Raw genomic sequence first — 26,602 nt, forward strand, 5'->3', positions numbered from 1 at the left:
GCGGCCGTTAACGCCGCTGGGGAGCGGCTACCGGAGAGCGGCCCCCCCGTCGTGAAGCGCCGGGCACCGTCGCCGATAATAGGCCTGGGCCTTCTCCAGGGCCGCCGGATCGTCCACGCCCATGGTTTCCATCTCGTCCTCGGCCAGGACAAACCCCACCCGGAGCCCGTCGGCGTTCATGTATTCGATGATATCCGTCAGGAAATATTCCCGGATGGTCGTCAGCCGCCCGTCCCGTTCTTTCTCGACGCACTGGGGACGGGATTCGAGCACCGACAGATACGTCGTCAGCACCCCCCGTCGGACGGCGTAGATGCCGGCGTTGCAGACCTCCAAAGCCGTCCTTGCAGCCTCGGAATACTCCCGCCAGTACTTCCATTCCACAATCCTCTGCACCTGTTCCCCATCGATCTCGAGGACCCCGTACTGCTTCTTGTCGGCCGGACGAAATCCCAGCGCCACCATGTGGTGGGTATCGAGCTTGGCGATCAGCGCCCTGTAGGTCTCCGGCCGGACAAAAGGGACGTCTCCCATGGTGATCAGGACCCGGTCGGCGGTCTGGGCCTCGAGGAAGGCCCGGACGGCCAGAAGCGCCCCGCCGGTCCCGTTCAGGGTCGGCTGCAGGCAGTAGGTCAGGGCGAAGTTCCGGGTCGCCGTTTTGACATCGTCGCACCGGTAATGTACGATCACCGCCTTTTCCCCTTCGGGCAGAGAGCGCAGCACATGGACCAGCATGGGCTCCCGCCCCTCGAACCGGCTCTTTTCAGGGATGAGGGGCAGCAGTGTCTTGTTGCCATCGAAATCCTTCATGCGGCTGCCCCGGCCGGCAGCCATCACGATGGAGACAATATTTGAATCAGGTGTCATGGTTCCTCCAATCAAAGGTCAGACCTCCCGGTACGGCCCTTCCGGGGGACGTGACCGCAGGTCGACGGATGGGATTCCGGAAGACGTGCATCCCTTCTCCCCGGCATTTGGTTTCTCTGAGACATTCGCGTCCGGTCGAGGCACATCGGCGGACGCTCCGGCGGCCCGGACGGCGATCATGACGACCGAAATGGCCGAAGGGGTGATGCCGTCGATGCGGGAGGCCTGGCCCAGGGAGGCGGGCCGGATCCGTGTCAGCTTTTCCCGGAGTTCGTTGGAAAGCCCGTGAACGCCTCCGTAGTCAAACCCTTCGGGAATCCGCATCGCCTCCAGGTGCCTGAATCGTTCGATTTCCCGTTGCTGGCGCCGGATATAGCCTTCGTACTTGACCTCGATTTCAACCTGCCGCGTCGTCTTCTCCGTCAAGGGGATGGGGGGCGGAGCGAAAGTCTTCACCGCGCCGTAGTCAAGCTCCGCCCGTTTCAGGAGCTGGTCCATGGGCATCCCGTTCTGAATCGGCGGGGTCCCCCGGGCGGCCAGGAATTGGTTGACGGCCGGCACCGGCTTGACCACCGCACGTCTCAGCCGCTCGATCTCCGCAGCGATACAGGCCTTGCGGTCGCGGACCTCCCGGACCGCCGCCGCATCGATCAGCCCCAGGTCGTGGCCGATCTCCATCAATCGGATATCGGCGTTGTCCTCCCGGAGCATGAGCCGATACTCGGCCCGCGAGGTAAACATCCGGTAGGGTTCCCGGGTCCCCCGGGTCACCAGGTCGTCCACCATAACCCCCATGTAGGCCTGGGACCGATCCAGGATGAAGGGCGGCCGCCCCATGATCCGGCAGGCGGCGTTGATGCCGGCCCAGAGTCCCTGGGCTGCCGCCTCTTCATACCCCGATGTCCCGTTGATCTGGCCGGCCATGTAGAGCCCCGATATCCGCTTGGTCTCAAGGGTCGGTTTGAGCTGAACCGGGTTGACGTAGTCATATTCGATGGCATAGGCCGGCCGCATGATCTCGGCCGCCTCCAGGCCCGGTACCGATCTGACCAGCCGGATCTGAACCTCGAGAGGCAGACTGTTGCCCAGTCCGCTGGCATAGATCTCGCGGGTATCGACGCCCTCCGGCTCGAGGATGACGTGGTGACGGCTGCGATCCGGAAACTTGACGACCTTGTCTTCGAAAGAGGGACAGTAGCGGGCGGAGGCTCCGGTGATTCGCCCCCCGTAAAGGGCGGAATGCCCGAGGTTGTCCAGAACGATTTTCCGGCTCTCCTCGGTGGTGTGCCCCATGTAGCTGGGCAGATGCGGTATTGAGACCGTCCTGGTGGCAAAGGAAAAGGGCGTCACGGGCCCCGGGGCCGGGTCCTGCATGTCGAACCGCTTGAAATCGATGCTGTCCTGGTGAAGCCGCGGCGGTGTTCCGGTCTTCATCCGACCCACCTCGAATCCGAGATCCCGGAGTTGCCGGGCCAGGCCTTCGGCGGCGAATTCCCCCGCCCGACCGGCCGGAATCTGCTGAAATCCGATGTGGACCCGACCGCCCAGAAAGGTCCCGGTGGCCAGAATGACGGCCTTCCCCCGATACCCGAAACCGGTCTGGTCCATCACGCCGACGATGCGTTCATCCGCCACCACCAGGCGTTCGACCATGGCCTGTTTGAGGTCGATGCGGGACTCGGCCTCGATAGCCTGTTTCATGGCCATGTGGTAGCGCTTCTTGTCGTTCTGGGTCCGGGAGGATTGGACCGCCGGCCCTTTCCTGGTGTTGAGCAGCTTGTAGCTGAGGGCTGTCCGGTCGGTGACGCGGGCCATCTCGCCTCCCAGGGCGTCGATCTCCTTGACCAGCTGTCCCTTGGCCATGCCGCCGATGGAGGGGCTGCACGGCATGGCCGCCACCTTGTCCAGATCGATGGCCAGCAGCAGGACGTCGAGGCCCATGCGGGCCGGCGCCAGGGCGGCCTCGCATCCGGCGTGCCCCGCGCCGACCACGATGACATCATAGGGTTTTTCGTAAAGGGTCATACCGTCTTTCCATCCCCCGTTCGGCGCCGGGTCGCCCATGCCTCCGGGCGGGAGCCGTTCGGGGTGCGTTCCACGAAAAAAGGGGAATGCCCCATTCGGCACCCCCCTTCGGTGTTTCTCGTTATCTAACCGGATTCGGTTACGGCGTCATCGCATCAGGCGCCGTCGGCCGCCTTGTGGGTCTTGATCTCGACCTTCTCTTCCAGGCCGGCGTAATACTCGCGCAGGATCTCAAGAACCTCCTCACGCCCGAAGTGATCGGGGATCGGGGTGCCCTCGGAGAGGCCCTTGCGGAGCTTGGTGCCGGAGAGCAGGACACGGTCATCCTTGCCGTGGGGGCAGGTCCTGAGGGAGGCCATGCCGTCGCACTTGTGGCAGTAGAAGGTCCAGTCGATCTTCAGCGGCGTGCAGATCAGCGCTCTTCCCGGTACGGGGCAGGTATCCGCGGCATATGGGATCTTGTCGAAGATGGTCTGGGCTTCGAACATGCCGTAGAAGTCGCCGACGCCGGCGTGGTCGCGGCCGATGATCATCCGGGAGACGCCGTAGTTCTGGCGGAAGGTGGCATGGAGGAGCGCTTCGCGGGGACCGGCATAGCGCATGTCGAGCGGGTAGCCGCCCTGCACGACCTTGTCCTGCACGAAGTAGCCCTTGACCAGGGCGTCGATGCATTTCACGCGCACCTCGGCGGGGATGTCGCCGGGCTTCAGATTGCCCACCAGGGAGTGGATGTATACGCCGTCACAGACGTCGATGGCGATCTTGGCCAGATGCTCGTGGGAACGATGCATGGGGTTGCGGAGCTGGAGGGCGGCCACCTCTTTCCATCCCCTCTCATCGAAGATCCTGCGGGCCTCGGCGGGGCGCTGATAGACCTCGGCATACTTGGTCGGATATTCGCCCTCGCTCAGTACCCTGACAGGTCCGGCCAGGTTGTATTTGCCCTGGGCCATGACCATCTGGACGCCGGGGTGGTCTTCCAGGGCCTTGGCCATGAAATCGCCCTTGGAGTCCTCGCCTTCGCCCTTGTAGACCGTCTCGCACTCCCACCGTTTGTCGGCGTCGGTCATCTCGTATTTCTCGGTGATCTTCATGGTGGCGTAAATCTCACCATCGTTCACCAGGGCGACCTCGTCGCCGATCTTGACGCTCTCGTCATTGGTGTCGAGGGTCACGGGAACCGGCCAGAAGGTCCCGTCGGCCATCAGAAAGTTTTCACAAACACCTTTCCAATCCGCCTTGGTCATGAAACCGTTCAGCGGGCTGAAGCCGCCGATACCCATCATGATCAGGTCGCCTTTGGCGCGGGCGGAAATCTCGATTTTTTTAAGCCCCTGGGCCTTTTTCTTTTCACTTTCCAGAGCAGCGCCTTCCAGCAGGCAGCAGACCAACCCTTTTCCTCCATGAGGCGGTACGAGTTCGGACATCCTTTCAGTCTCCTTTCAAAAAGGTTTGTAGTATATAAGTCACCCGTCGCCGGTGACCTCGAAGCCAACCTATACGAAGCGGCATCCTTCGTGTCTTTCCATAAGGAATCACAATTAATCCGGAAAAAGAGATTTGTCAAGTTTAATCAAAACACCACGACAAATCCCCCTCCTGAAGGACGGCGGCGCGACGCCGACTTTCGACCCGCGTCAAGATTCGCTTGGAATAACCCATCGGCCATGATATAGGTCTAAATGTTTTGGGAAAAACATACCATTTTAGGAGGCAAGATGACAGTCAGGAAGATAGAACGGACCCCGTCGGCCTACGATTATCCGCTGCTGATCAAGAATCTGCTCCGACCTCCCATGAGATATTTCCCTCACCGGGAAATCGTCTACAAAGACCGGGTCCGTTACACCTACCAGGACCTCGACAGGCGGATCGCTCAGCTCGCCCACGCCCTGAACCGTATCGGCGTCCGGAAGGGGGAGACCGTCTCCGTGATGGAGTGGGATTCCCACCGCTACCTCGAGTGCTTCTTCGCCATTCCCATGATGGGCTGCGTCCTCCATCCCATCAACATCCGGCGACCCCCCGAAAGCCTGGTCCACACCCTCAACCACGCTGAATCCCGGGTGATTCTGGCCAACGCCGATTTCTTCCCGGCCCTCGAATCCATCAAGGACCGCCTGGACGGCCCCAAAACGATCATTCTCATCACCGACGACGGCATCTTCCCCGAAACCGCCCTCACCGTTATCGGGGAGTACGAATCCATGCTGACCCAACATGACGACGTCTTTTCCTTTCCCGATTTCGACGAAAACGCCATGGCGTCCATTTTCTACAGCACCGGCGCCACCGGCTCCCCCAAAGGCGTCTGCTTCAGCCACCGGCAGCTCGTCCTGCACACTTACGGCGTCATGGCCGGCCTCTGTGCCTATGGTTTCCATCCCTCGGTCAACGCCGACGACGTCTACATGCCCCTGACGCCCATGTTTCACGTCAACGCCTGGAGTCTCTTCTACCTCTTCACGCTCCTTGGCGCCAAGCAGGTCTATCCGGGCAAATACGACCCCAAGGCCATCCTGGACCTGATCGTCCGGGAGGGGGTCACCTTTTCTCACTCCGATACCCCCATGATCCACACCCTCGTCAACTGCCCCGATATCCGCGGATTCGGTCTCACGGGATGGAAGGTGATCGTGGGAGGCGCTCCGCTGTCCAAATCGGTCTGCCGGGCGGCGCTTTCCCTCGGCATCGACATCTGTTCGGTCTACGGCATGGCCGAAACCGGGCCTCTGCTGGCGGCCTCCCTTCTCAAGCCGGAGATGCGGTCGTGGGATCCGGAGCGGCAGGTGGACGTCCGGTGCCGAACCGGAATTCCCTCCCCGATGGTCGATATCGAGGTGACGGATATCAAGGGAACGCCGCTTCCCCACGACGGCAAGAGCATCGGCGAGGTGGTCCTTCGGGCGCCGTGGCTGACCCAGGGATATGCCAAGGATCCCGAAAAAAGCGAAAAGCTCTGGAGCGACGGATGGCTCCACACCGGAGACATCGGCTTTATCGATGCCGACGGGTATCTTCAGATCACGGACCGGACCCGCGACGCCATCAAGGCGGGGGGGGAATGGATCGACACAATGGCCCTGGAAGATCTGATCTGTGAGCACGAGGGGATATCCGAGGCGGCGGTGGTCGCCGTTCCCGACGAAAAATACGGGGAGCGCCCCATGGCCTTCGTCGTTCTCAAGGAAGGTTACAGAGACCGGATGACCGAGGAGGATCTCAGGGAGTTTCTATCGGCGCGGGTGAAAGCGGCCGGCCTTCCCGGAAGGGGTATCCCCGACAAGATCGCCTTCGTGGAGACCATCCCGACCACCAGCGTCGGCAAAATCAGCAGAAAGCAGCTGCTCGAAAAGCAATCCCCGGTGCCCTTCGATCTGAAAAACGGCCCCTGATCCAGGCCGGCATTGAAACTCATGAAGGGGTACGAACCGTCAATCCCACGGTCAGGCGGCGACGCAGCCGGAACCAGAGGTTGAGGAGCCAGACCGCCGCCACAGCGCTGATCAGCCTCGGCACCCAGAGCCAGAAGGCCCCGATCCCCAACGGCAGAAACAGGGCCGGGTCCTCGATTACGGCGTGGTTGATGCCGATGGAAAGATGAAGCCGGGTCAGTTCGTCCGCCGCAAAGTCGTTCTCCTTGGCCTCCTCGACGATGACCGCGGCACCGTAAGTGATGCCGAAGAGACAGGCGGTCAGCCACAGCATGCCCACCCGCCCATCGAGCCCCATGAACCGGATGACGGGCTGAAGCAGCGTGATGAGGTGGGTGATGAGCCGGAAGGCCTTCATGATCTCCAGGACCACCATGATGGCGGTAATGACGGCGAGGATCTTGACGCTGAGCCATCCCATCCGGAGCGCCCAGTTCCCGAGAATGTCGAGAAACGGTCCCGCGGTGCCCGGGGTCGTCCCGCCGGAGAGGACGACAGTGGTGTCGGAGGGGAGAAACCGCGCCGTCACCATGACCGTGACGATGCTGGCGCCCAGGCGGAAGGCCGTGGCAATCCCGGGATGGATGCCCGAGCGACCCTGAATGATCCCCTCCTGGATCAGGTTGTGTGAAATCAGAAGAAAAATCGCGACGAGGGTCATCTGATCGAGGGTCATGGGCAGAACCGTCATGGCGGCGACGGCGCCGTATATTCCCGTCAGCATGCCGATGATCAAGGGAAGCGCGGCAACGGCCGGAAGGCACAGCACCGCCATGAGCGGCGTGAGCAGAAAGTCGATTCTGCCGATGACGCCCCCGGCGTCCAACAGCAGCGTCAGGAAGGAAATGGGAATCAGAATCTTCAGGATCCACAAAAATCCGAAAACCCCTTTTCTAACCCCCGCTTTTGCGGCGGGCCACAGTCTCGCTGTAACATGCATCATCAACGACATCAACGCCCTTTCGTACGAGCCCTTATCGGACTATATTCTCCGGAGCGACGGCGATAGAGGACAGGAAACAAGCGCCGCGCGCAACCGCGCGGACGCATCTTTCAAGCCCATCGGTTAGACCGGACGTGTTGAAACAGTTCATGCGCCCCGCCGTATCCATCGTCATCCCGGTATTTCATGAGGCCCATATCATAAATCCCCTGGTCGGTCACCTGCTTCGTATGCCCTTCGCGGGTAAACGGGAAATCATCGTTGTTGACGGCGCCGCCTCGGGTGACTCGCTTCGGGCGATCCGGGATCCGCGGGCCGTGAAACTCCGTTCGACACGGGGGCGGGCCGTCCAGATGAACACGGGCGCCCGGCACGCCACAGGCGACATCCTGCTGTTTCTGCACGCGGACACCCGCCTCCCCGATGACGGCCTCGAACGCATCATCGAGGCCCTTCAGGCGAAGGACTTCGTCGGCGGAGCCTTCGATCTCGCCATCGACTCCCCCCGCCCCTGTTTCCGATGGATCGAAAAAGCCGCCTCCCGCCGCTCCCGCATCACGCGCATCCCGTACGGGGATCAGGCCATTTTCATCCGAAAGGCCTATTTTCTGAGACACGGCGGGTTCGCGGCGATTCCGATCATGGAGGACGTCGAATTGATGCGACGGATCCGGCGGCGGGGAGACCGGATCATCCTGCTCCCCCATCGGGTCACGACATCGGCCCGCCGTTGGGAAAGAACGGGCGTCTGTCGGAACACGCTCCGCAACTGGATGCTGCTGATCCTGTATCACGCCGGCGTTGCGCCCGAGCGGCTGAGCCTTTTTTACCGATGACAACCGCGTATCTTCACCAGCACGGGCACGTCGACCCCGTCCGGAATCTGCCGGAAGATCGCCCCGAAGGCGGCCTGACCCGCGTTATTCACATCAGGTAAAACCCCAGGGCCTTGTCATAGACATTGTAGGGATCGATGGAAAAAAACTCCAGCCCGACAAACCGCCCCATGAGGGTTCGAACCAACGCCTCTTTTCGGATAAGGGTCTTTTTCTCGTCATCCAACCGGAACTCTACGGTCACCTTGTCGCCTATCGCCGGCGGATCGTCCTTCATCAGCTCGATCCGCAATCCTTTCCGGGACAGATTGTGGATATGGATGTCAACCGCCGGCACGCCCTCCCGCATCCGACACACGCCCGTCAATCGGACCGGTTTTCTGAAGAACTCCCGCCGCTCCAGAATCACCCGGTAAACATGCTTGCACGGACAGGTCACCTTGAAGCGGACAATGTGGTCGAGCCTGGAATATTCCTTGACATCGACAACCCGCGTCGCATGACATCGAGGGCATTTGATGACGGCCTCCCCCGAATTGTCTATAAAAGCCTTCACTTCATTCATCCGTATACCCTGTCCAGAAGAGAGATCCGCATTTCATCGGCGGCTGCAAACCGTCACGGCGTCGTTTCAGAGGGCCTGGGCCGTCGCCCCCGGACATCTCAGGCTGTCATAGCCCACCACGCCATGGCGGCAAGAGACGCGCTTTCGGCGCGTAAAACGCAAAAAAATGGATCAATGGCCTTTCGGATCTGAAAACCAGCCGGCCTGCGGGATCGAAGCGGAAACATCTGCTTGTAAATGGTTGTCTATAATACATCGAAAAGGCCTTTACAAACGAAAAATCGGAGACGGCGGCGCCCGTCCTGCCCGCCTCGCGATCACTGCTTGACCCATTCCGCATCTTCATGTATGGTTCCAGGGAACTCTCTTGCCTTCCAGTGCGTTCCGCCGGGCCGACCCAACGGCATCCGCAGGCGAAAAACTTCTTGACATTCATGGATTGACTGCAAGGACGCTCTGTTCCGGGACGGCCGGCGTGGATGATGGGCGGCATATTTTTTGTCCGGTGCTCACTGTTGGGGCACGATCCGCAAAGCGGTAACGGCGGTGACCCTTCCGCCTGAACAGGAAAGGAATATGTATGACTGAACACGTAAAGTTGATCTGGGGCGACCAGACCTACGAGCTGCCGGTCGTCACCGGATCCGAAGGGGAAAAGGCCATCGATATTTCCAGGCTCCGCCAGATGACCGGCATGATCACCCTGGATTCGGGCTTTGCCAACACCGGCAGCTGCAAGAGCGCCATCACCTTCATGGACGGCGAACGGGGCATCCTTCGGTACAGGGGCTATCCCATCGAGGCACTGGCGGAGCACTCCTCCTTCCGGGAGGTCGCCTATCTGCTCATCAACGGCGAACTCCCCAACCGAAAGCAGATCACCCGCTTCTCGGTTCTCCTGAACGACCACTCCCTGGTTCACGAGGACATGCGGTCGTTTTTCGGGAGCTTCCCCCGGGCGTCCCATCCCATGGGAATCCTCTCCTCGATGGTCAACGCCCTGAAAAGCTTTTACCCCTACCTCGAAGGCGAGGAGGAACTGAACACCACCGTCGCACGCCTCATCTCCAAGGTCCGGACCCTGGCGGCGATGTCCTACAAGATCTTCAGAGGACACACGGTGGTCTATCCCCGACCCGACCTCTCCTACTGCGAAAATTTTCTCAACATGATGTTCGACAGCCCGGTCAGGCCCTATGAAATCGATCCGGACGTCGTTCAGGCCCTATCCGTCTTTCTGATCCTTCACGCCGACCACGAACAGAACTGTTCGACCTCCGCCGTCCGTCTGGTGGGCAGCGGCCGGGTCAACCTCTATGCCGCCATATCCGCCGGCATCGCCGCCCTCTGGGGACCGCTCCACGGCGGGGCCAACCAGGCGGTCATCGAAATGCTGACGAACATCGTCGAGAAGAAGATCCCGTTGAAGGACGTGCTGGCCCGGGCCAAGGACAGGAACGACCCCTTCCGGCTCATGGGGTTCGGCCATCGGGTCTACAAAACCTACGATCCCCGGACCCGGATCATGAAGAAGATGTGCGATCGGCTCCTCACCAAACTCAACATCCACGACCCGCTTCTGGAAGTCGCCCAGGCCCTCGAGGAGATCGCGGTGAAAGACAGCTATTTCGTCGATCACAACCTCTATCCCAACATCGATTTTTACAGCGGCATCGTTCTGAGGGCCATCGGCATCCCCACCAACATGTTCACGGTCATGTTCGCCATCGGGCGTCTTCCGGGATGGATCGCCCAGTGGAAGGAAAGCATGGATGACCCGGAATGGCGCCTCAACCGCCCGCGTCAGATCTACACCGGGCCGACCCAGCGGGAATACGTTCCCCTCGACGAACGGTAGTCGTCTTCCCGGACATCTGCCGCCGCAACCCTGCAGCAAGGAGTGTTTGACCATGACGGACGTTGTTTTGCAGAACATCGAAAAACCCGATACCATCCGCCGGGACCTTCTGGATCCCGTCGACTATCAGTATACGGGGCACCGGGATGTGCATATCGAGATCCGGCAGCCCGAGTTCACCTCGGTATGCCCCATGACGGGGCTTCCCGATTTCGGCACCATCACCATCCGGTACCGTCCCGACAAGAAGATCGTCGAGCTGAAATCCCTCAAGTTCTACCTGCTCCAATACCGCAATGTCGGCATCTTTTACGAGCATGTGGTCAACCGCATCCTGGACGATCTGGTGGCCGTCGTCAGCCCTAAACGCATGGAGATCATCGGTGACTTCACGCCGCGGGGGGGCATTTCGACGAGCGTCTCCGCGCTTTATGAAGGGCTCGCATGACATGTCCGCAAATACCGTTTCCCTGAAAATCTGCGGCGCGTCGCCGGCAAGACCGGCGATGCGGCTGCTGGCCGTCCTGTTGTCGGTCCTCTGCCTCTGGGGATGCGCGACGGTGCGAAGCCAGACCCGGAAAGTGGTCGAGGCCATCCCTTTCACCGGTGAGCGGCTTCAGAAAAAGGTGGCGATCCTGCCCTTTGAAAACACGACGTTCATTTCGGATGCCGAGATAACGCAGCGCTTCATGAGCCGTTTCATGGACCGACTCTCGGCCGGCTGCAATGGCGTCCAGTGGCTGAAACCCGGCGATCCCGGCTACCCCGATGAAGCCGTCGACCGGATGCCCCGTCCGGCATCAGGCCGGATCGACAACCTCGCACTGGCCGAAATCGGCAGAACATCGGGCATCAACGCCTTCCTGGTGGGTCACCTCGTCGGCATCGACGCCGAGGAAAAGGATGAGGGCTTTTTCATATTCCGGGATACCCATTACTACGAATCCGTCCAGGTGGGGCTGCAGCTTTACGATTCCGGAACCGGCGCCAAGCTCATGGACGAGTCCCCGAAGGCGACCGCGGAGGTGGACGGGGCTGAATATGATGCCGTTCTGGCCCGGGATCTGAAAGCCGTCTACGCGCTGGACGAGACCTTGGACCGTGTCGCTGAAATCGGCGCCGCACAGATCTGTGAAGTCCTCGGGAAACACCCCTGGCAAGGCTACGTCTTGGCGGTTCAGGACGGGAAGGCGATCCTGTCGTCCGGCCGGGAAATCGGCTTGAAGGCCGGGGACATCCTCGAGGTTTACAACGCGGGAGAGGTGATCGAGGGACGGATGGGGCAGCGCTTCATCATTCCGGGAACGCTTGCGGGAACGCTTGAGATCACCGCCGTCGACGACGGCCGGGCCGAAGCCCGTCCGATTGACGCGACGCCGGTGGCCGAAGGCGCCGCGGTCAGGCTCAAATAGCCCTCGCCGGCATCACGACGACCGGCCGGCAATCTGAAGCTCGCGAAGAGCCCAGGCCGTTTTCAACAGCGCCGTCACGGTATTTTCCCGCGGGCCGTCGGTGTCCACCGACACACGCATGGCCTGCGGGATATCCGTCAACGCCTCGAATTCGGCGGAAAGTCGGCTGAGGTGGCCGAGCCGGGCGTCCGACAGGCCGGGCGACCGATCCCGGCGGGCCAGGCGGCGCCGAAGGGTCTCCAGCGGAGAGACGCACTCGGCGAAGATCAGGCCGGCGTCCATGTCCGACGCCAGCTGCCGGACGCCGTCCCGCCAGTGCCTTCGGCCGTAGGTGGCATCCAGGATCACCGACCGGCCGGAGCGAAGTTCGTCCTGGGCCAGGGCCAGAAGCCGACCGTAAACCCGGTTCCGCCGCTGGTCGGAATAGGTCCCCTTGCCGTAGGGTGAAACCCCGGACCCGGGCGCCATCGTCTTTCGAACCCGATCGGAGCTGAAAACCCGAATCCCCATCGCCTCGCCCAGCCGGGCGGCCAGAGATGACTTGCCCGAGGCGGGAAGCCCGCAGCAAACCCAGAGGGTGGGACGTGCGAACATGAGGGTGTGCCGGTAGGCGAGGTCCATGTATCGCCCGATCTCCGTGAGGAGGACAGCCCGCTCGTCGGCGTCGGCCGCCGAAAGCCGCATGCAGGAAACCTTGACGCGGACCAGTGCCCTGTAGACCACATAGAAGTCGATAAGGGCGAAGACGCCGGGATCCGCCGCCGCCGCGGCATAGGCTGCCAGGAGCGTGTATCCCAGGGCCCCGTGCCCCAGTGCGGCCATGTCCATCACCAGAAAAGCGAGATCCACCGCCGCATCCCCGTACCGGAACCGATCGTTGAATTCGATGCAGTCGATGATCTGGAGACCGCCGTCGAAATAGACGTGATCGGCCCGAAGATCCCCGTGGCCGTCCCGTATCCGGCCGTTGGCGATCCGCCCCTGGAAAAGGGCCTTGTGATCGACGAGAAAGGCACGGTTCGCCTCGCACAGAAACGGCCACGGCCACCCCGCCAGAACGGTGTCCACCCACGGCCCCAGCTGCCGGAAGTTTTCCTCCATGTTGTAGGCGACGGCATCCGGCGACCCGTAGGCGTCCACCGCGGAACTCCGCTCGCTCTCGTCGTAAAAACGCGCCAGCCGAAGCCCGATTTCGACCATGCATTCATGCCCTGCCCGACCCGTTTCCAGGAGCGTTCTCAGATTGGACGCTTCAGGCAGCTGCCGCATGGTCACGGCATATTCCACCACCCGACCGCCGGGCGACAGGGAGATTTTCCCATCGGGGCCGCGATGAATCGGAACGACCTCGCGGTATACGTCATGACTCAATCGACGGTTCAGCTCGACCTCCCGAAGGCAGGCCGTCCGCCGATCTTCCAGGCGTCGAAAGTCCAGAAATCCGAGGGCCAGGGGCTTTTTCAGTTTGTAGACGATCGACCCCGTCAAAAAAACCGCGGAGATATGCGTATCCCGGCGCTCGACGCCGGTCACGGCATGAGGGTAGAAGGTCGGATCCGCCATGGCCGAACAAACGGCCTCGAATATCGTCCGCGGGTCATCCGCTTTTGTCGTTCGCGTCAACGGCCTCGCCTCCTTTCACGTATTCAAGGGCATCGGCCCGATGCCGATACATGTCTTTTCGGGTTCGGGATCGGCGCCGGACGGCCCGAACACACCGTTACCGTCAGGCCGCCGAGGAAATGCCGGCCATCAACATGCCGATTCGATCCACCTTATGAGTGTCGGACGCCTCAAAGACGTCCATGATCCGGCCGCCGAACATGACGGCAATGCGGTCTGACAGGGCCAAAGCCTCGTTCAGGTCGCCGGTGATCAGCAGGATGCCCGCCCGGGTCCGGGCCTCCAGCAGGTGCCGCCAGACCGCCTCGGTGGCGGCCACATCAAGCCCCTGGGTCGGCTGTTCGGCCACGATGAGGCGCGGCTGCCGGTAAAACTCGCGGCCCAGCACCATCTTCTGGAGGTTGCCCCCGGAGAGTTGCCGGGCCAACGCAAAGATATTCGCCGGTCGGACCTGAAAGATCTTCAAGGTCTCCCGAGCCTTCCCCTCGGCTGCCTTGCCCAGCAGCCACGGCCCCCGACAGAAGCCATACCGGGTGGTCAGCAGGAAATTATCCCGCAGGTCGAGATCGGGGCAGGTGGCGATCCCCAGCCGGTCCTCCGGAATGTAGCCGAGGGGCGTTTCCGTTCGGCATCGCGCGAAGAAGCATCCCCATTCCCGGCCCATGATCTCGACCTCTCCCGCCTCGGGCGCCAGAAGACCGCAGATAATCTCGGCGAGCGCTTTCTGCCCGTTCCCGGCAACCCCGACGATCCCCAGAATCTCCCCCTGGAAGAGTTCCAGGTCGATGGCTTTGAGGGCCTTTGAGCACAGGTCCCGAATCTTCAGGACCCTTTCGCCGCACGGCACCGGATTTTTTTCGATCTGCAGCAGCACCTCCCGACCGACCATACGCCGGGCCAGTTCCCCCACCGAGGCGACATCCGCGACCGGCATGGTGTCGACGATCTCACCCTTCCGCAGTATGGCGATGTCGTCCGCTACGGCCATGACTTCGCTCAATTTGTGGCTGATAAAGACGACGGCCTTGCCCTGCCCCGCCATCCGGCGCATCGCTTTGAAGAGCTGCTCGGTCTCGAGGGGCGTCAGCACCGCCGTCGGTTCGTCGAGAATCAGAACCCGGCTCTGGCGGAGAAGGAGCTTCAGGATCTCGACCCGCTGCCGCTCACCCATGGAAAGCGTCGATATCCGTCGGGACGGATCGACGGCGAGCTGGTAGATCTCGGCCAACGCCGCGACCTTGTCCCGCATCTGCCGGGGATGGAGCCAGAAGCCGCCCTCCTGGCCCAGAAAAACGTTTTCGGCGACGGTCATCGCCTCCACCAGCGTGAAGTGCTGGTAGACCATCCCGATCCCGGCATCGATGGCGGTCCTGGCCGTCGACAGAACGGTCCGCCGGCCGTCGATGACGATATGACCTGTGTCGGGCTGAAGCCGACCCGCCAGGATGCGCATGAGGGTGCTCTTCCCGGCGCCGTTTTCACCCAGAAGCGCCATGATCCGACCGGCATGAATGTCGAGACTGATATCGTGGTTGGCACGGACCCGTCCGAAGGATCTGCCGATCCCCGCCAGGCGTACCAGCGGCAAAGGCGCATTTTTTTCGCATTCGGTCATGACCGGTCCTGTTTCAGGCCTGCGATGGGGCGGATAAACTGAGATGACGCGTCCCACGGAAAGAGAATCCACGTCTCCTGGTCGACCTCGGTGATGAAGGAGTCCACCAGGGGCCGACCGGCGGGCTTGGCATAGACGGTGGCGAAATGGGCGCGGGGAATCATCTCCCGAACCACGGCGGCGGTTTTTCCGGTGTCCACCAGATCGTCGACGATGAGCCAGCCCTCGCCCTGATCGGCCACAGGCTTGATCACCTGGATCTTCCCCTGGTTCTGCCAGGTGTAGCTGGAAACGCATACCGTATCCACCCGATGGATATCCAACTCCCGCGCGATGATGGCCGCCGGCACGAGCCCGCCCCGGGTGACGGCGATAATGCCCCGCCATTCACCGATCTCGAGAAGACGCCGCGCGAGAGTCCGGGTATCCCGTTGCAGCTGCTCCCATGAAATGGGATATGTTTTTCGATAACGTCTATCCAAATCAGACATCCGGTCATTCTCCTTGAAAGGGTCTCGCTTTTACGTCACCCCGGATTTTACTCTGCCGGCTCGGTATTGACGCCCAGAAAGGCCGGCGCCCGATCGCCCCGCCCCCGCCAGGACGAAAAAACGAGAACCAGGACGGTAAGTGCATAAGGCAGCATGAGCAACAGGGAGGAGGGAATATGGGTTCCTGTCGCCTGAAGCCGGAACTGGAAAGCCATCACCCCCCCGAAGAAATAGGCACCCAGCACCGCCCGCCCGGGATGCCAGAAGGCGAAGATGACCAGGGCCACGGCGATCCAGCCCCTGCCGGCGGAAAGACCGCTGGTCCACAGATGGGTGTAGGCCAGGGAGAGATACGCGCCACCCAGACCGCACAAGAACCCTCCCACCAGCACGCCGGCCCAGCGGAAGGCGGACACGTTGAGTCCGGCGGCGGCGGCCGCGTGGGGATATTCTCCCACGGAACGCAGTCTGAGTCCCCACCGGGTGTTCCTGAAAAACAACCACATCAGCGGCGGGACGGCGTAGGAGACATAGACGAGAGGGTCCTGCCGGAACAGGATCGCCCCCACCGCAGGGATCTCGGACAGCCCGGGAATCGGAACCGGAACGAATCCCGGCGCGCTCTGGCCGATGAAGGGGGTTCCCAGATAGTCGGCGAGCCCGATGCCGAGGATGGTGAGGGCCAGTCCGGAGACCACCTGATTCCCGCTGAACGCGATGCAGACCAAGCCGTGAATGCCCGCCAGACCGGCGCCGAAAAAACCGCCGGCCGCAAACCCCAGTACGGGGCTCCCGCTCCACATCGACGTCAGAAATCCCGCCAGCGCGCCCGCGAGCATCACGCCTTCGACCCCTAAGTTAAGAACGCCGGCGCGCTCCGTAAAGATCTCTCCCAGGGTGGCGAACAGGATGGGCGTCCCCGACTGAACCGCAGCCGCCAGAAGCGGCACCAGCATGTCCCACCACGTCATGACGGCCGCCTTGGGGTAAAACGATAACGGATAAAAAACGACGACGCCAGAACCGACAGAAGGATCAGTCCCTCCAGGATCTCCCCGAAGGCGGCGGGAACCTGGATCTCCAGCTGGAGATTCTCGCCCCCCACGCGCAGCCCGGCCAGGAGGAATGCGGCGATGCCGATGTAGAGCGGGTTGAGCCGCGCCAGCCACGCCACCACGATGGCGGTGTAGCCGTATCCGACCATGATGCTGGGCTGAAGCCGGTTGAGGGTGACGGAAGCCTCGATGAATCCCGCCCAACCGGCCAGCCCGCCGCTCAGGACCATCACCAGAACCACCAGGTTTTCATAGGGTAGGCGGGCATACCGGGCCGCCTGAAGGCTCTCCCCGCCGGCCTTCAGTTCGAAGCCGAGCCGGGTGTGGCGGAAAAAGATCCAGATGATAAGACCCGAGACGACGCAGAGCAGAAGCCCCCAATTGAGGTTGGTTCCGCCGATCCTGCCCACGACGGCGCTCTCCGGAAACGTGGGGGTCATGGGGAAACCGAAGCTCGCCGGGTCTTTCCAGCGGCCGTAGACGAGGTAATCGAGGAAGAAGACGGCGATGTAATTCATCATGAGGGTGACGATGATTTCGTTGGCGCGCATGCGCAGCTTCAGGAAAGCGGGAATCAGCCCCCAGAAGGCCCCGGCGGCGAAAGAGACCAGCATCATCAGCGGAATCAGCGTCCAACCGGGCAGGGCGGAAAACCGGTAGACCGCCCATGCGGCGCCCACGGCTCCCAGGGCGAACTGCCCTTCGGCGCCGATGTTCCATATCTGGAGACGAAAGGCGACGGCGACCCCCAGGGAACAGAGGTAGATGGGAATCGCCTTTCCGACACAATCCTCCAGTGCCCAGCGGGAGCCGAAGGCCCCTTGAAGCAGCAGCCCCATACCCGAAAGCGGCGGTTTGCCCTGGATACTCAGCATGCCCATACCGATCCCCAGGGCAAAAAGCACCGCCCCCGATATGACGAGGCAGACGCCCCACCCCAAAGGCGCCTCCCTTTTAACGATCCGAAACGGACTGTTCATGCGGTATTATTGCGTCGAACCGACCACGCCCTCGACGAACCAGTCCATTCCCAGCAACTCGGCGTCCGTCATGGATTTCCCGGCGGGAATCCGAACGACGCCGCTCTGATCCCTCAGTTCGCCGGAGAAGGGTGCGAAGGTGCCGGCAATCAGCTCGGCCTTTACGGCCGCAACCCGTGCCCTGACCCTTTCCGGCACAACGTCGGCCATGGGACTGATATCGACGATGCCCTTGTCCATGCCGTACCAATAGGCACCGCTCTTCCAGGTTCCGTTTCTCACCGCGTCCGTCATCTCCTTGTAGAAAGGCCCCCAGTTCCAGACGGCGGCCGTCAGATGCGCCTTGGGGGCGAAGGCGCTCATGTCGGTGTTGTACCCGATGGCGTAAACGCCCCGCTCCTGGGCAGCCTCCTGGGGACCGGGAGAGTCCTGATGCTGGGCGATGACATCGGCCCCGGTGTCGAGGAGGCTCTTGGCCGCCTCCTTTTCGGTTGCCGGATCGTACCAGGTCTTGGTCCAGACCACGCGCACCACGGCATCGGGGTTGACGGCCCGGGCGCCAAGGGTAAAGGCGTTGATGCCGCGGATCACCTCGGGGATGGGAAAGGCGGCCACGTACCCCAGGGTATTGCTCCGGGTCATGCCGCCGGCCACCATGCCCGTCAGATACCGGGCCTGATACATCCGGCCGAAATAATTGCCCATGTTGGCGGCGGCCTTGAATCCGGAGCAGTGCATGAACACGATATCGGGGAATTTTTGGGCCACCTTGAGCATGGGATCCATATAACCGTAGCTGGTGGCGAAGATGAGATCGTAGCCCTTCCGGGCCATGTTGAGGATGACCCGCTCGGCATCCGGGCCTTCGGCAACCGCCTCCACAAAAGCGGTGGTCACGCCGTCCTTGCCGTCTATGAATTTCCGGCCCATGTCGTGGGCATAGGAATAGCCCGCATCCCCTACGGGGGAGACATAAACGAAACCGACCTTCATCTCTTTGTCGTCTTTGTCGGCGGACAACGCCGCCCCGCAGCACAACAGCACCGCCGCCGCCACCATGATTGCACGTTTCACCATTGCTGTACCCCGCCTCCTTGAATCGATAGAAGAACAAACGCCGGCATGCATATTCCCGGACCCGGTCACGGCCGGCGACGATCTACGGTCTTTCAGCCACAGCACTTCTTGTATTTCTTTCCGCTTCCGCAAGGGCACGGCGCATTCCGCCCCACCTTGGGGGAGGTGCGCACCACCTGTCGAATCGGGGGTGTCCCGGCGTCGAAAAAATACCATCGGCCGTCCTTTTTCTTGAACGTTGCCAGTTCGTGATGTTTTCTAGGCTTCCCTTTTTCCGTGTAATCCGCCTTGAACTCCACCGTTCCTTCCTCGTCATCGATGCCGCCGGCCTCGCAGTTCACGATCTCGAGTTTCCGCCATTCGGTGTTTCGGGACCATTTTTCCACTGTTTTCCGGCTGTCGGGTTCCTGCTGATCGGGATGGGTCGTGTCGACGATATAATCGACGATCTTCCCGGCATAGGCAGTGTAGCGGGACCGGAGGAGGGCCTCCGCGGTCTTCGCGGGTTGCGCGCCGGTGATCAGCGGTTCACAGCATTCGGTGTATGTCAGGCCTGATCCACAGGGGCATGATTCCATGGTCGACTCCTTTTCTGCTTTTCATCTCGGATGGATCCGGGGGCCTCGATCCCGCGGGGAGCGAAGACGCCCCGTTGGTTCTCATAACCGGCAAGGTTGTTGAAACTGACGGCCTATACCAATATCTCTTTCAAAAGTAAAGAAACGATCACCTGTACTTTTCCCGAGATGACCGCGCCAGGTAAAAGGAGGGCCTCTTCCAGGTCGGCGTATGTCAATGTCCGACGCGCAGGGGGCTATTTGACGACGCGCAGCACCCCATCGGTGTTCCGAAGGGCGCGCCGGAGCGCCCGGATGACAACCTTCGCGGGCGCTTCATCAGGGGTGTCCGAACGGGCCCTGCAGTCATCCATGAGCGACGGGTTGCCCTGCCGCAGCCGAAATTCGTTCTGGATGTAGACGCCGATGGAGGGCATCAAGGTATCGAGACGCTTCTCGTCCATGTTGGCGATACGGGTTCGATCCCGGAAACTCAGCGCCGACAGAAGCACCGCCACCGCCTCGTCGACGGTCTTGGGAATCCGGACGAATGCGTCCAGACGGACGTCCGCCCGCGTCGCGACGTCGCCGGGCCCCGACCGGTGATGCCGGGGGTCGATCATGAGCAGTTGATGGAGGGTCTCGAGAATGTCCGACGCTGTTCGATAGACCGCCGCGTCGGTCGTCTGGGACCCCGTGACGTTCAGCACGGCGATCCCCTTCTCCCGGATCCAGGCCTCGGCCTCCCGGGCCGCTTTGAAGGCCGGAATCCGATCCAGGTCCAGCACCTTTGCAGGCCGCCCGTATCGCTCCGCCAGCCGGAGATGGCGCGCGGCGCTTTCCGTCGCCGCCCCCCAGACGATGGCCAGCACACCGTCGGCGTTGGACACGTTCCGCGCCGCGGCCTGGTCGGCATCGGCGTCGATCAGCAGCGTCAACCGATAAGCCCTGACCAGAGCCTCGTCCTCCCCGTCGCGCCGCCGGGGCATCCACCCCCCGCAGTCGATCATGAATTTCTGGGCCGCGTCCAGTGCCGCGCGCTCCACCCCCGCCTCTCCGCCGGAAATCACCTTTCGAATCATACCGGATCGTCATCCCCCTGCATTGCCGGCCCCTCTTTTCGGAGCGGTCGCGGCCGTTGTCCCCATCCTTCCCATGCCCGCCTTTCCACATTACCGTCTCAATTTAAGATGATTCAATTACAAAATCAATATATTGTTTCAAGCGCCCGCCCCGGGAACGGGAAGCGGCGCCGACGGTCGGTTTTCGGACTCCGGTGTTGCAATATCCCCCGATCCGTTGTATCTGGTGGCGTTACGTTCCGGCATTCAACTCGACGTTCAGAAGCCGGTCGACATCGGGTAATGCAAGGCAATGCAGAGAACCGCCCCTTACGAATGCATCCGCATCGAGCCCTTTGACGATGAACATCCCGGGCGGTCAACAGCCGAGGATCGCAGGCAATGAAGGAGATTGACATGAACATAGACCACTCGTTGAAACTGTTTGAAGAAGCCCGGGAACTCATTCCCGGCGGGGTGAACAGCCCGGTCCGCGCTTGTCGGTCCGTGGGTTGCACCCCCCTGTTCATCGAACGGGCCCAGGGCAGCCGCATCTTCGACGTGGACGGCAACAGCTACATCGACTACGTGGGATCGTGGGGACCCATGATTCTGGGGCACCGTCATCCCGAAGTGATCAAGCTGATCGAGTTCGAACTGACCCAGGGCACCAGCTTCGGTGCGCCCACGGTGCTGGAACTCCGGCTGGCCGAAATGGTGAAAGACGCCGTGCCGTCCATCGAGATGGTCCGCATGGTCAACTCCGGCACCGAAGCCACCATGAGCGCCGTCCGTCTCGCCCGGGCCTTTACAGGACGGGACGCCGTCGTCAAATTCGACGGCTGCTACCACGGGCACGCCGACTCCCTTCTGGTGGCGGCCGGCTCCGGCGTCGCCACCCTGGGCATTCCCGGCAGCCCGGGGATCCCCCAGGCCTTCGTCGCCCAGACGATCTCCCTGCCCTACAACGACATCGACGCCGTGACCGCCTTGATGAACGCCCGGGGCGACGACATCGCCTGTATCATCGTGGAGCCGGTGGCCGGGAACATGGGGTGTGTACCCCCGGTGGACGGATTCCTCGAAACCCTCCGGAAGGAAACGGAGAAGCACGGGACCGTTCTGGTTTTCGACGAGGTCATGACGGGGTTCCGCGTGGCCTACGGCGGGGCACAGGCGCTTTACGGCATCACCCCGGATCTGACCTGTCTCGCCAAGATCATCGGCGGCGGCCTGCCCGTGGGCGCCTATGGCGGACGCCGGGATATCATGGAACAGGTGGCCCCCGCAGGCCCCATGTACCAGGCCGGCACCCTCTCCGGCAACCCCCTGGCCATGGCCGCCGGCGTGGCCACCCTCAAACAGCTCCAGGAACCGGGCTTCTACGACGCGCTGGATCAGAAATCCCGTCGGCTGGCCGTCGGGCTCGAAGGCGCCGCCGCTGTGGCCGGCATTCCGGTGACCTTCACCCGGGTGGGCTCCATGCTGGGCATGTTCTTCACCGACCGCCCGGTGACCCATTTCGAGGACGCCAAAACATCCGATCTCAAGATGTTCGCAGCCTACTATAACGCCATGCTCGAGCGGGGAATCTACCTGGCCCCGTCCCAGTTCGAGGCCGCCTTCGTCTCGGCGGCACACACCCGGGAGGATATCGACGAGACCGTCCGGGCGGCGGCCGAGGTGCTCAAGACCCTCGCCGCCGGATGTGAGTGCTAGGCCGCCTGGAAGAGCGCCAGGATCTCGGGAAGGATCTGCCCGCAGGTGCCGGTCACGGCGAACCCCCCCTGGCGGACGGCCAGGGCGGCGAAGGGGTTGCGGTCGGTGTTGACGTCGACGATGACCGCCTTGTAACGGCGGGAGACCTCCCAGGCCACCTTGTTGGGCAGGTTGGTGGTGCCGGAGGTGCCCGCGACGATGAGGAGATCCGTTTCCCGGGCGGCCGCGAGCGTTGTGGTCAACCGGTAGAACGGCTCGTCGTAGACCTCGTCGAACCAGAGTACGTGGGGTCTTAAAAGCCCTCCGCAGCGGGGGCAGCGGAGAAGTTCCGCCTCCCCGGAGGAAATCTCCCGGTCCCGGGGCCAATCGTCAAAGGCCGCCGGCACCGGCGTCAAAGCCGCAGAGCATGCCTCGGCGCAGCGCATCAGAAAGATGTTGCCGTGGATTTCGAAGGTCCGCTCCGGCGTGCTGCCGGCCCGCAGGTGGAGATTGTCGACATTCTGGGTGACCAGTCGGAAACGATCGCCGAAGAGGCGCTCCATCCCGGCCACCGCGCGATGCCCGGGGTTGGGCTCGGCGCGGGCGCAGACCGAACGGCGGTAAAGATACCAGTTCCAGACCGCCAGGGGTGCTTTCAGAAACATGCGTTGGGTCGCCATCTCCTGGGGACGGTAGGCCTCGGATCCGATGGTCCAGTAGCCTTCGGGACCCCGGAAGGTGGGAATGCCGCTTTCGGCCGAGATGCCCGCGCCGGTGAGGACGGTAATCCGCTGTTGAGAAGTGACGAATGCTTTCAAGAGGTTTTCGAGGGAGGTTTCCATGGAATGCGTCTCCGATGAGCGTGGTGTTGTCGTCTGCCGCCCGGCGCCGGGAGATGCTTCCCTGCGAAAGGCCGTTGCCAAATCCGATGCCTGCCGTTGACCCCGCGCGACCTTCCTTCAGCCGGCGGCGGTCGGGGAGGCAGGCCGCCCCCTGACGCCGCCGTCTGCATGCGGAACGGCGCCGCCCGAACCTGAACCCGGACTATCAGAAAACAAAGGAAGTGACAAGCCATGGATGTGAACCGCAACCGGATTCCCGCCCATATAGAGACGATCCACCTCATCGCCGTTTGCGGCACGGGCATGGGCGCGCTTGCCGGCATGCTCAAGGACCTGGGCTACCGGGTCACCGGATCGGATCAGGGAATCTACCCGCCCATGAGCGATTTTCTCGCCGGAAAGGGCATTCCGGCGGCCCCGGGGTTTTCAGGGGACCACCTGGCCCACCGCCCGGATCTCGTCGTGGTGGGCAATGCCGTCACCCGGGAAAACCCCGAGGCCCTGGCCCTGATGGAGATGGGGCTTTCGTACTGCTCCATGCCCCAGGCCGTCAACCATTTCGTCGTTCGAGACCGACAGGTCCTTATGGTCGTGGGAACCCACGGCAAGACCACCACGGCGTCGATCCTGGCCTGGATGCTCCATTGCGCGGGTCTGGACCCCTCCTTTTTCATCGGCGGGATTGTGCGGGATTTTCAGAGCAACTATCGTCTGGGCGGGGGCCCCTTCATCGTCATCGAGGGGGATGAATACGACACGGCCTTTTTCGACAAGGGCCCCAAATTTCTTCACTACGATCCCGCCGTCGCCGTTCTTACCGGCGTCGAGTTCGACCATGCGGACATCTACAAGGATCTTTCCGCCGTCAAGCAGGCCTTCGGTCGCCTGATTCACCGGATGAACCCCACCAGCACCCTGATCCCTTATGACGGCGACCCCAATGCCGCGGAGTTGGCCAGCGCATGCGGGTGCCGGGTCCTGCCGTACGGCCATCGGCCCGACTCCCCCTGGCGGCTTGGAGGCATCGAATCGGCCCCGCCGTGGACCCGCTTCGAGGTCCTCCGGGACGGCCGGCGCTTCGGCGCCTTCAACACCCGACTCATGGGCCGGCACAACCTCGAAAACATTCTCGCCTGCATGGCTGCCGGAGACGCCGTCGGCATCCCGAAGGCGGCCATGGCCGCGGCTCTCGAAAGCTTTCAGGGCCCGCGGCGACGCCAGGAGGTCCGGGGGGTGAAGCGGGGAGTCACCGTCATCGACGACTTCGCCCACCATCCCACGGCGGTACGGGAGACCCTCCGGGCCGTCCGCAGCTTCTATCCCGAAGGGCGACTCGTGGCCGTGTTCGAACCCCGGACCAACACGAGCATGCGCCGGGTGTTTCAGGCGGTCTACCCCCAGGTGTTCGAGGACGCCGATCAGGTCCTGATCCGGAAGCCCTCCCGCCTCGACAAGGTTCCGCCGGAGGAGCGCCTCTCCTCGGAAGCCCTGGTGGCGGATCTGAAACAGCGCGGCATGGACGCCCGCCATTTCGACGACACCGACGCCGTCATCCGGTTTCTGGTGGAAACCGCCGAATCCGGGGACACGATCCTGATCATGTCCAACGGCGGCTTCGACAACATTCATGAACGGCTGCTGGCGGCCCTGTAACGTCGCCGGCCGAAAGGACCCCCGTTTCATTGACAATCGGCATCACAATCGATAGAGTGATAATTCAACTGTCGACTTTCATGATGGCGACCGGAAAGCGGTTCCGGGAGGATACGGCCCGCGCCCCTTTCCTCCCGGAACCGGCCTGTGAAAGTCGACAGTTGAGGTGATAAAAAGTGATTATTTAACGCCTTCGGGAATCGCCGCACAAGCCGGCGGACCTCCCGAGGCCGTCGGCGTCGGCATCGAAACCCGTGCCGTTCAACCAGAGGAGTAGCGCATCCAGATGTGCCTTGCCATCCCCGCGAGGGTTATCGGGATCGACGGCGACACCGCCGTCGTCGACGTGGACGGAATTCGGCGGGAGTGCAGCCTGGTGTTGGCGGAAGACGCCGCGGTCGGCGCCTACGTGATCGTCCACGCCGGGTTCGCCCTCCACGTCATCGATGAGATCGTCGCCATGGAATCCCTCCGGCTGCTCCGGGAGGCGGGGGCCGCAATGGACGGGGAAGCTTTCGACGCTTCCGAACCGTCGAGTTGATGTCGGAGGCCCGCCATGGAGATGCTGAAAGACCCCGTGACCCTCTGGTTCCTCATCGGACTCTTCTGCGTCATCGTCGAATTTTTCGCGCCGGGGGTGATCATCGTCTTCTTCGGCGTCGGCGCCTGGGTGGTCGCCCTCCTCTGCCTCGGGGCGGATGTAGGCGCGCCGCTTCAGATCGCCGTCTTTGTCGTTGTCTCCATCGGCTCTCTCGTGCTGCTCCGCCGGAGATTCACCCCCCGCCCGGACAGCGGCCCGGACCTGACGGACGATTTCATCGGCCGGACCGCCGTCGTACTGGAGCCCCTTCGCCGGGGCCGGCCCGGCCGGGTGGTCTTCAAGGGCGCCGCATGGAAGGCTGAAACCGCGTCCGAGGAGCTGCTGGAAAAAGGCCGCTACGTCTCGATCGTCGGTCGGGACAGCATCCTGCTGTTTGTCGAACCCCTTCACGAGGAGGAGTACCGAAAGATATGAGCCTCTACACCCTGATCACCGCCGGCATCGCGGTTTTCGTCATCGTCGTCTTCTTCAAGACCATCCGCATCGTCCCCCAGAGAACGGCCTATATCGTCGAAAGACTGGGCAAATACAGCCGGACCCTCGAGGCCGGATTCCACATCCTGGTGCCGTTTATCGACCGCATCGCCTACCGCCGTTCCCTCAAGGAGGAGGCGGTGGACGTGCCCCAACAGGTCTGCATCACCAAGGACAACGTCTCCATCGGGGTGGACGGCATCCTCTACCTCCAGGTGGTGGACGCCCAGAAATCCTGTTACGGCATCGAGGATTACAAGTACGCCGTCATGCAGATGGCCCAGACCACCATGCGGAGCGTCTTCGGCACCTTCGATCTCGACGGCACCTTCGAGGCCAGGGAGGTCATCAACATGCGGGTGGTGGAATCGGTGGACGAGGCCAGCGACGCCTGGGGCGTCAAGGTGACACGCTATGAAATCAAGGATATCGAGCCGCCCCAGAGCATCATCGAGGCGATGGAGAAGCAGATGAAGGCCGAGCGGGACAAGCGGGCCGAGATCGCCGAATCCGAAGGAAAACGACAGGCGGAAATCAACCGCGCCGAGGGGCGCCGCCAGGCCATGATCGCGGAGTCCGAGGGGGAAAAGCAGAAGCGGATCAACGAGGCCGAGGGTCGGGCACAGGAGATCGAGCGGGTGGCCGAAGCCACGGCCCGGGGCATCGGGAAGATCGCCCAGGCCATCCAGCAGGCAGGGGGGCTTCAGGCGGTCAACCTCCGCATCGCCGAACAGTACATCCAGGAATTCGGAAATCTGGCCCGAACCAACAACACCATGATCATCCCCGCCACCCTTTCGGATGTCGGCGGCTTCATTGCCGCGGCCAAGGGAATCCTGGACGTCTTCGACACACCGGCTGCGGAGCCCGGGGCCGCAACAGCGACCCCGCCGGCGTCGCCGGTGACCCGCTGGGATCTTCCCAAACCCTGATCC

The 26,602-nt window shown here is 62.4% G+C and carries 24 protein-coding genes; 10 read left to right on the forward strand and 14 right to left on the reverse strand.

Annotated elements, in window-relative coordinates; genetic code table 11:
• Positions 1–27: 27 nt before the first annotated feature.
• The 3 genes from dmul_RS15340 to sat all read right to left on the reverse strand — a co-directional run bounded on the left by dmul_RS15340 (position 28) and on the right by sat (position 4,319).
• Complete coding sequence (locus dmul_RS15340; protein WP_020877698.1) at positions 28–867, reverse strand: NTP transferase domain-containing protein; 840 nt, start codon at positions 865–867, stop codon at positions 28–30.
• An 18-nt stretch (positions 868–885) separates the two neighbouring features.
• Positions 886–2,892: a tRNA uridine-5-carboxymethylaminomethyl(34) synthesis enzyme MnmG gene (mnmG, locus tag dmul_RS15345; protein WP_020877699.1), complete on the reverse strand. Its 2,007-nt coding sequence runs from the start codon at positions 2,890–2,892 to the stop codon at positions 886–888.
• Positions 2,893–3,047: 155 nt separating this feature from the next.
• Positions 3,048–4,319, reverse strand: coding sequence for a sulfate adenylyltransferase (sat, locus tag dmul_RS15350; RefSeq protein WP_020877700.1), 1,272 nt, complete (start codon positions 4,317–4,319; stop codon positions 3,048–3,050).
• A 291-nt stretch (positions 4,320–4,610) separates the two neighbouring features.
• Between sat and dmul_RS15355 the strand changes: the two genes are divergently transcribed.
• The gene (locus dmul_RS15355; RefSeq protein WP_020877701.1) at positions 4,611–6,287 is read left to right on the forward strand and encodes a fatty acid--CoA ligase; all 1,677 of its coding nucleotides are present in this window, start codon (positions 4,611–4,613) and stop codon (positions 6,285–6,287) included.
• A 19-nt stretch (positions 6,288–6,306) separates the two neighbouring features.
• Here dmul_RS15355 and dmul_RS15360 read toward each other — a convergent pair whose 3' ends face one another.
• On the reverse strand, positions 6,307–7,269 hold the full coding sequence (locus dmul_RS15360) for an iron transporter (RefSeq protein WP_234979100.1): 963 nt from the start codon (positions 7,267–7,269) through the stop codon (positions 6,307–6,309).
• A 134-nt stretch (positions 7,270–7,403) separates the two neighbouring features.
• Between dmul_RS15360 and dmul_RS15365 the strand changes: the two genes are divergently transcribed.
• Complete coding sequence (locus dmul_RS15365; RefSeq protein WP_234979102.1) at positions 7,404–8,105, forward strand: TIGR04283 family arsenosugar biosynthesis glycosyltransferase; 702 nt, start codon at positions 7,404–7,406, stop codon at positions 8,103–8,105.
• 88 nt (positions 8,106–8,193) lie between these two features.
• Here dmul_RS15365 and dmul_RS15370 read toward each other — a convergent pair whose 3' ends face one another.
• A complete protein-coding gene (locus dmul_RS15370) occupies positions 8,194–8,670 on the reverse strand; it encodes a PilZ domain-containing protein (protein ID WP_020877705.1) in 477 nt (158 codons plus the stop codon).
• Positions 8,671–9,250: 580 nt separating this feature from the next.
• On the opposite strand from dmul_RS15370, the gene dmul_RS15375 reads away from it, so the two are divergent.
• From dmul_RS15375 to dmul_RS15385, 3 genes are read left to right on the forward strand one after another with little or no spacing between them, the layout of a single operon-like run.
• Positions 9,251–10,528, forward strand: coding sequence for a citrate synthase (locus dmul_RS15375; protein ID WP_020877706.1), 1,278 nt, complete (start codon positions 9,251–9,253; stop codon positions 10,526–10,528).
• A 52-nt stretch (positions 10,529–10,580) separates the two neighbouring features.
• Positions 10,581–10,976: a preQ(1) synthase gene (gene queF / locus dmul_RS15380; RefSeq protein WP_020877707.1), complete on the forward strand. Its 396-nt coding sequence runs from the start codon at positions 10,581–10,583 to the stop codon at positions 10,974–10,976.
• A gap of 1 nt (position 10,977) precedes the next feature.
• Complete coding sequence (locus tag dmul_RS15385; protein ID WP_020877708.1) at positions 10,978–11,940, forward strand: hypothetical protein; 963 nt, start codon at positions 10,978–10,980, stop codon at positions 11,938–11,940.
• Between the two features lie 12 nt (positions 11,941–11,952).
• On the opposite strand, the gene dmul_RS15390 is transcribed toward dmul_RS15385, so the two are convergent.
• The 8 genes from dmul_RS15390 to dmul_RS15425 form a co-directional block, all read right to left on the reverse strand.
• Positions 11,953–13,563 carry a bifunctional aminoglycoside phosphotransferase/ATP-binding protein gene (locus dmul_RS15390; RefSeq protein ID WP_020877709.1) on the reverse strand — a complete coding sequence of 537 codons (1,611 nt, stop codon included), beginning with the start codon at positions 13,561–13,563 and terminating at the stop codon, positions 11,953–11,955.
• 103 nt (positions 13,564–13,666) lie between these two features.
• Positions 13,667–15,178 carry an ABC transporter ATP-binding protein gene (locus dmul_RS15395; RefSeq protein ID WP_020877710.1) on the reverse strand — a complete coding sequence of 504 codons (1,512 nt, stop codon included), beginning with the start codon at positions 15,176–15,178 and terminating at the stop codon, positions 13,667–13,669.
• On the reverse strand, positions 15,175–15,669 hold the full coding sequence (gpt, locus tag dmul_RS15400) for a xanthine phosphoribosyltransferase (RefSeq protein WP_020877711.1): 495 nt from the start codon (positions 15,667–15,669) through the stop codon (positions 15,175–15,177). The genes dmul_RS15395 and gpt overlap by 4 nt, the downstream gene beginning before the upstream one ends.
• 47 nt (positions 15,670–15,716) lie before the next feature.
• A complete protein-coding gene (locus dmul_RS15405) occupies positions 15,717–16,640 on the reverse strand; it encodes an ABC transporter permease (protein WP_020877712.1) in 924 nt (307 codons plus the stop codon).
• A complete protein-coding gene (locus tag dmul_RS15410) occupies positions 16,637–17,704 on the reverse strand; it encodes an ABC transporter permease (RefSeq protein WP_040416079.1) in 1,068 nt (355 codons plus the stop codon). Before dmul_RS15410 ends, dmul_RS15405 begins: the two co-directional genes overlap by 4 nt.
• Before the next feature lie 6 nt (positions 17,705–17,710).
• Positions 17,711–18,781, reverse strand: a complete 1,071-nt coding sequence (locus dmul_RS15415) for a BMP family ABC transporter substrate-binding protein (RefSeq protein WP_020877714.1) — start codon at positions 18,779–18,781, stop codon at positions 17,711–17,713.
• A 92-nt stretch (positions 18,782–18,873) separates the two neighbouring features.
• A complete protein-coding gene (locus tag dmul_RS15420) occupies positions 18,874–19,359 on the reverse strand; it encodes a YchJ family protein (protein ID WP_020877715.1) in 486 nt (161 codons plus the stop codon).
• Positions 19,360–19,595: 236 nt separating this feature from the next.
• Positions 19,596–20,420 (reverse strand): putative Molybdenum cofactor carrier, encoded by an 825-nt coding sequence (locus dmul_RS15425; RefSeq protein ID WP_020877716.1) that lies wholly within the window; start codon positions 20,418–20,420, stop codon positions 19,596–19,598.
• 396 nt (positions 20,421–20,816) lie between these two features.
• Between dmul_RS15425 and hemL the strand changes: the two genes are divergently transcribed.
• Entirely contained in the window at positions 20,817–22,118 is a 1,302-nt protein-coding gene (gene hemL, locus dmul_RS15430) for a glutamate-1-semialdehyde 2,1-aminomutase (protein ID WP_020877717.1), read from the forward strand.
• On the opposite strand, the gene dmul_RS15435 is transcribed toward hemL, so the two are convergent.
• A complete protein-coding gene (locus dmul_RS15435) occupies positions 22,115–22,939 on the reverse strand; it encodes an SIR2 family NAD-dependent protein deacylase (RefSeq protein ID WP_020877718.1) in 825 nt (274 codons plus the stop codon). The genes hemL and dmul_RS15435 overlap by 4 nt on opposite strands.
• 231 nt (positions 22,940–23,170) lie before the next feature.
• On the opposite strand from dmul_RS15435, the gene mpl reads away from it, so the two are divergent.
• From mpl to dmul_RS15455, 4 genes are all read left to right on the forward strand, one after another.
• The gene (mpl, locus tag dmul_RS15440; RefSeq protein WP_020877719.1) at positions 23,171–24,592 is read left to right on the forward strand and encodes a UDP-N-acetylmuramate:L-alanyl-gamma-D-glutamyl-meso-diaminopimelate ligase; all 1,422 of its coding nucleotides are present in this window, start codon (positions 23,171–23,173) and stop codon (positions 24,590–24,592) included.
• A 286-nt stretch (positions 24,593–24,878) separates the two neighbouring features.
• Entirely contained in the window at positions 24,879–25,133 is a 255-nt protein-coding gene (locus dmul_RS15445) for a HypC/HybG/HupF family hydrogenase formation chaperone (protein ID WP_020877720.1), read from the forward strand.
• A 15-nt stretch (positions 25,134–25,148) separates the two neighbouring features.
• Positions 25,149–25,607 (forward strand): NfeD family protein, encoded by a 459-nt coding sequence (locus dmul_RS15450; RefSeq protein WP_020877721.1) that lies wholly within the window; start codon positions 25,149–25,151, stop codon positions 25,605–25,607.
• Positions 25,604–26,599 (forward strand): SPFH domain-containing protein, encoded by a 996-nt coding sequence (locus tag dmul_RS15455; RefSeq protein WP_020877722.1) that lies wholly within the window; start codon positions 25,604–25,606, stop codon positions 26,597–26,599. The genes dmul_RS15450 and dmul_RS15455 overlap by 4 nt, the downstream gene beginning before the upstream one ends.
• The last annotated feature ends 3 nt before the right edge of the window (positions 26,600–26,602 follow it).

It is taken from the genome of Desulfococcus multivorans, assembly GCF_001854245.1.
In the GTDB taxonomy this organism is placed as follows: Bacteria; Desulfobacterota; Desulfobacteria; order Desulfobacterales; family Desulfococcaceae; genus Desulfococcus; species Desulfococcus multivorans.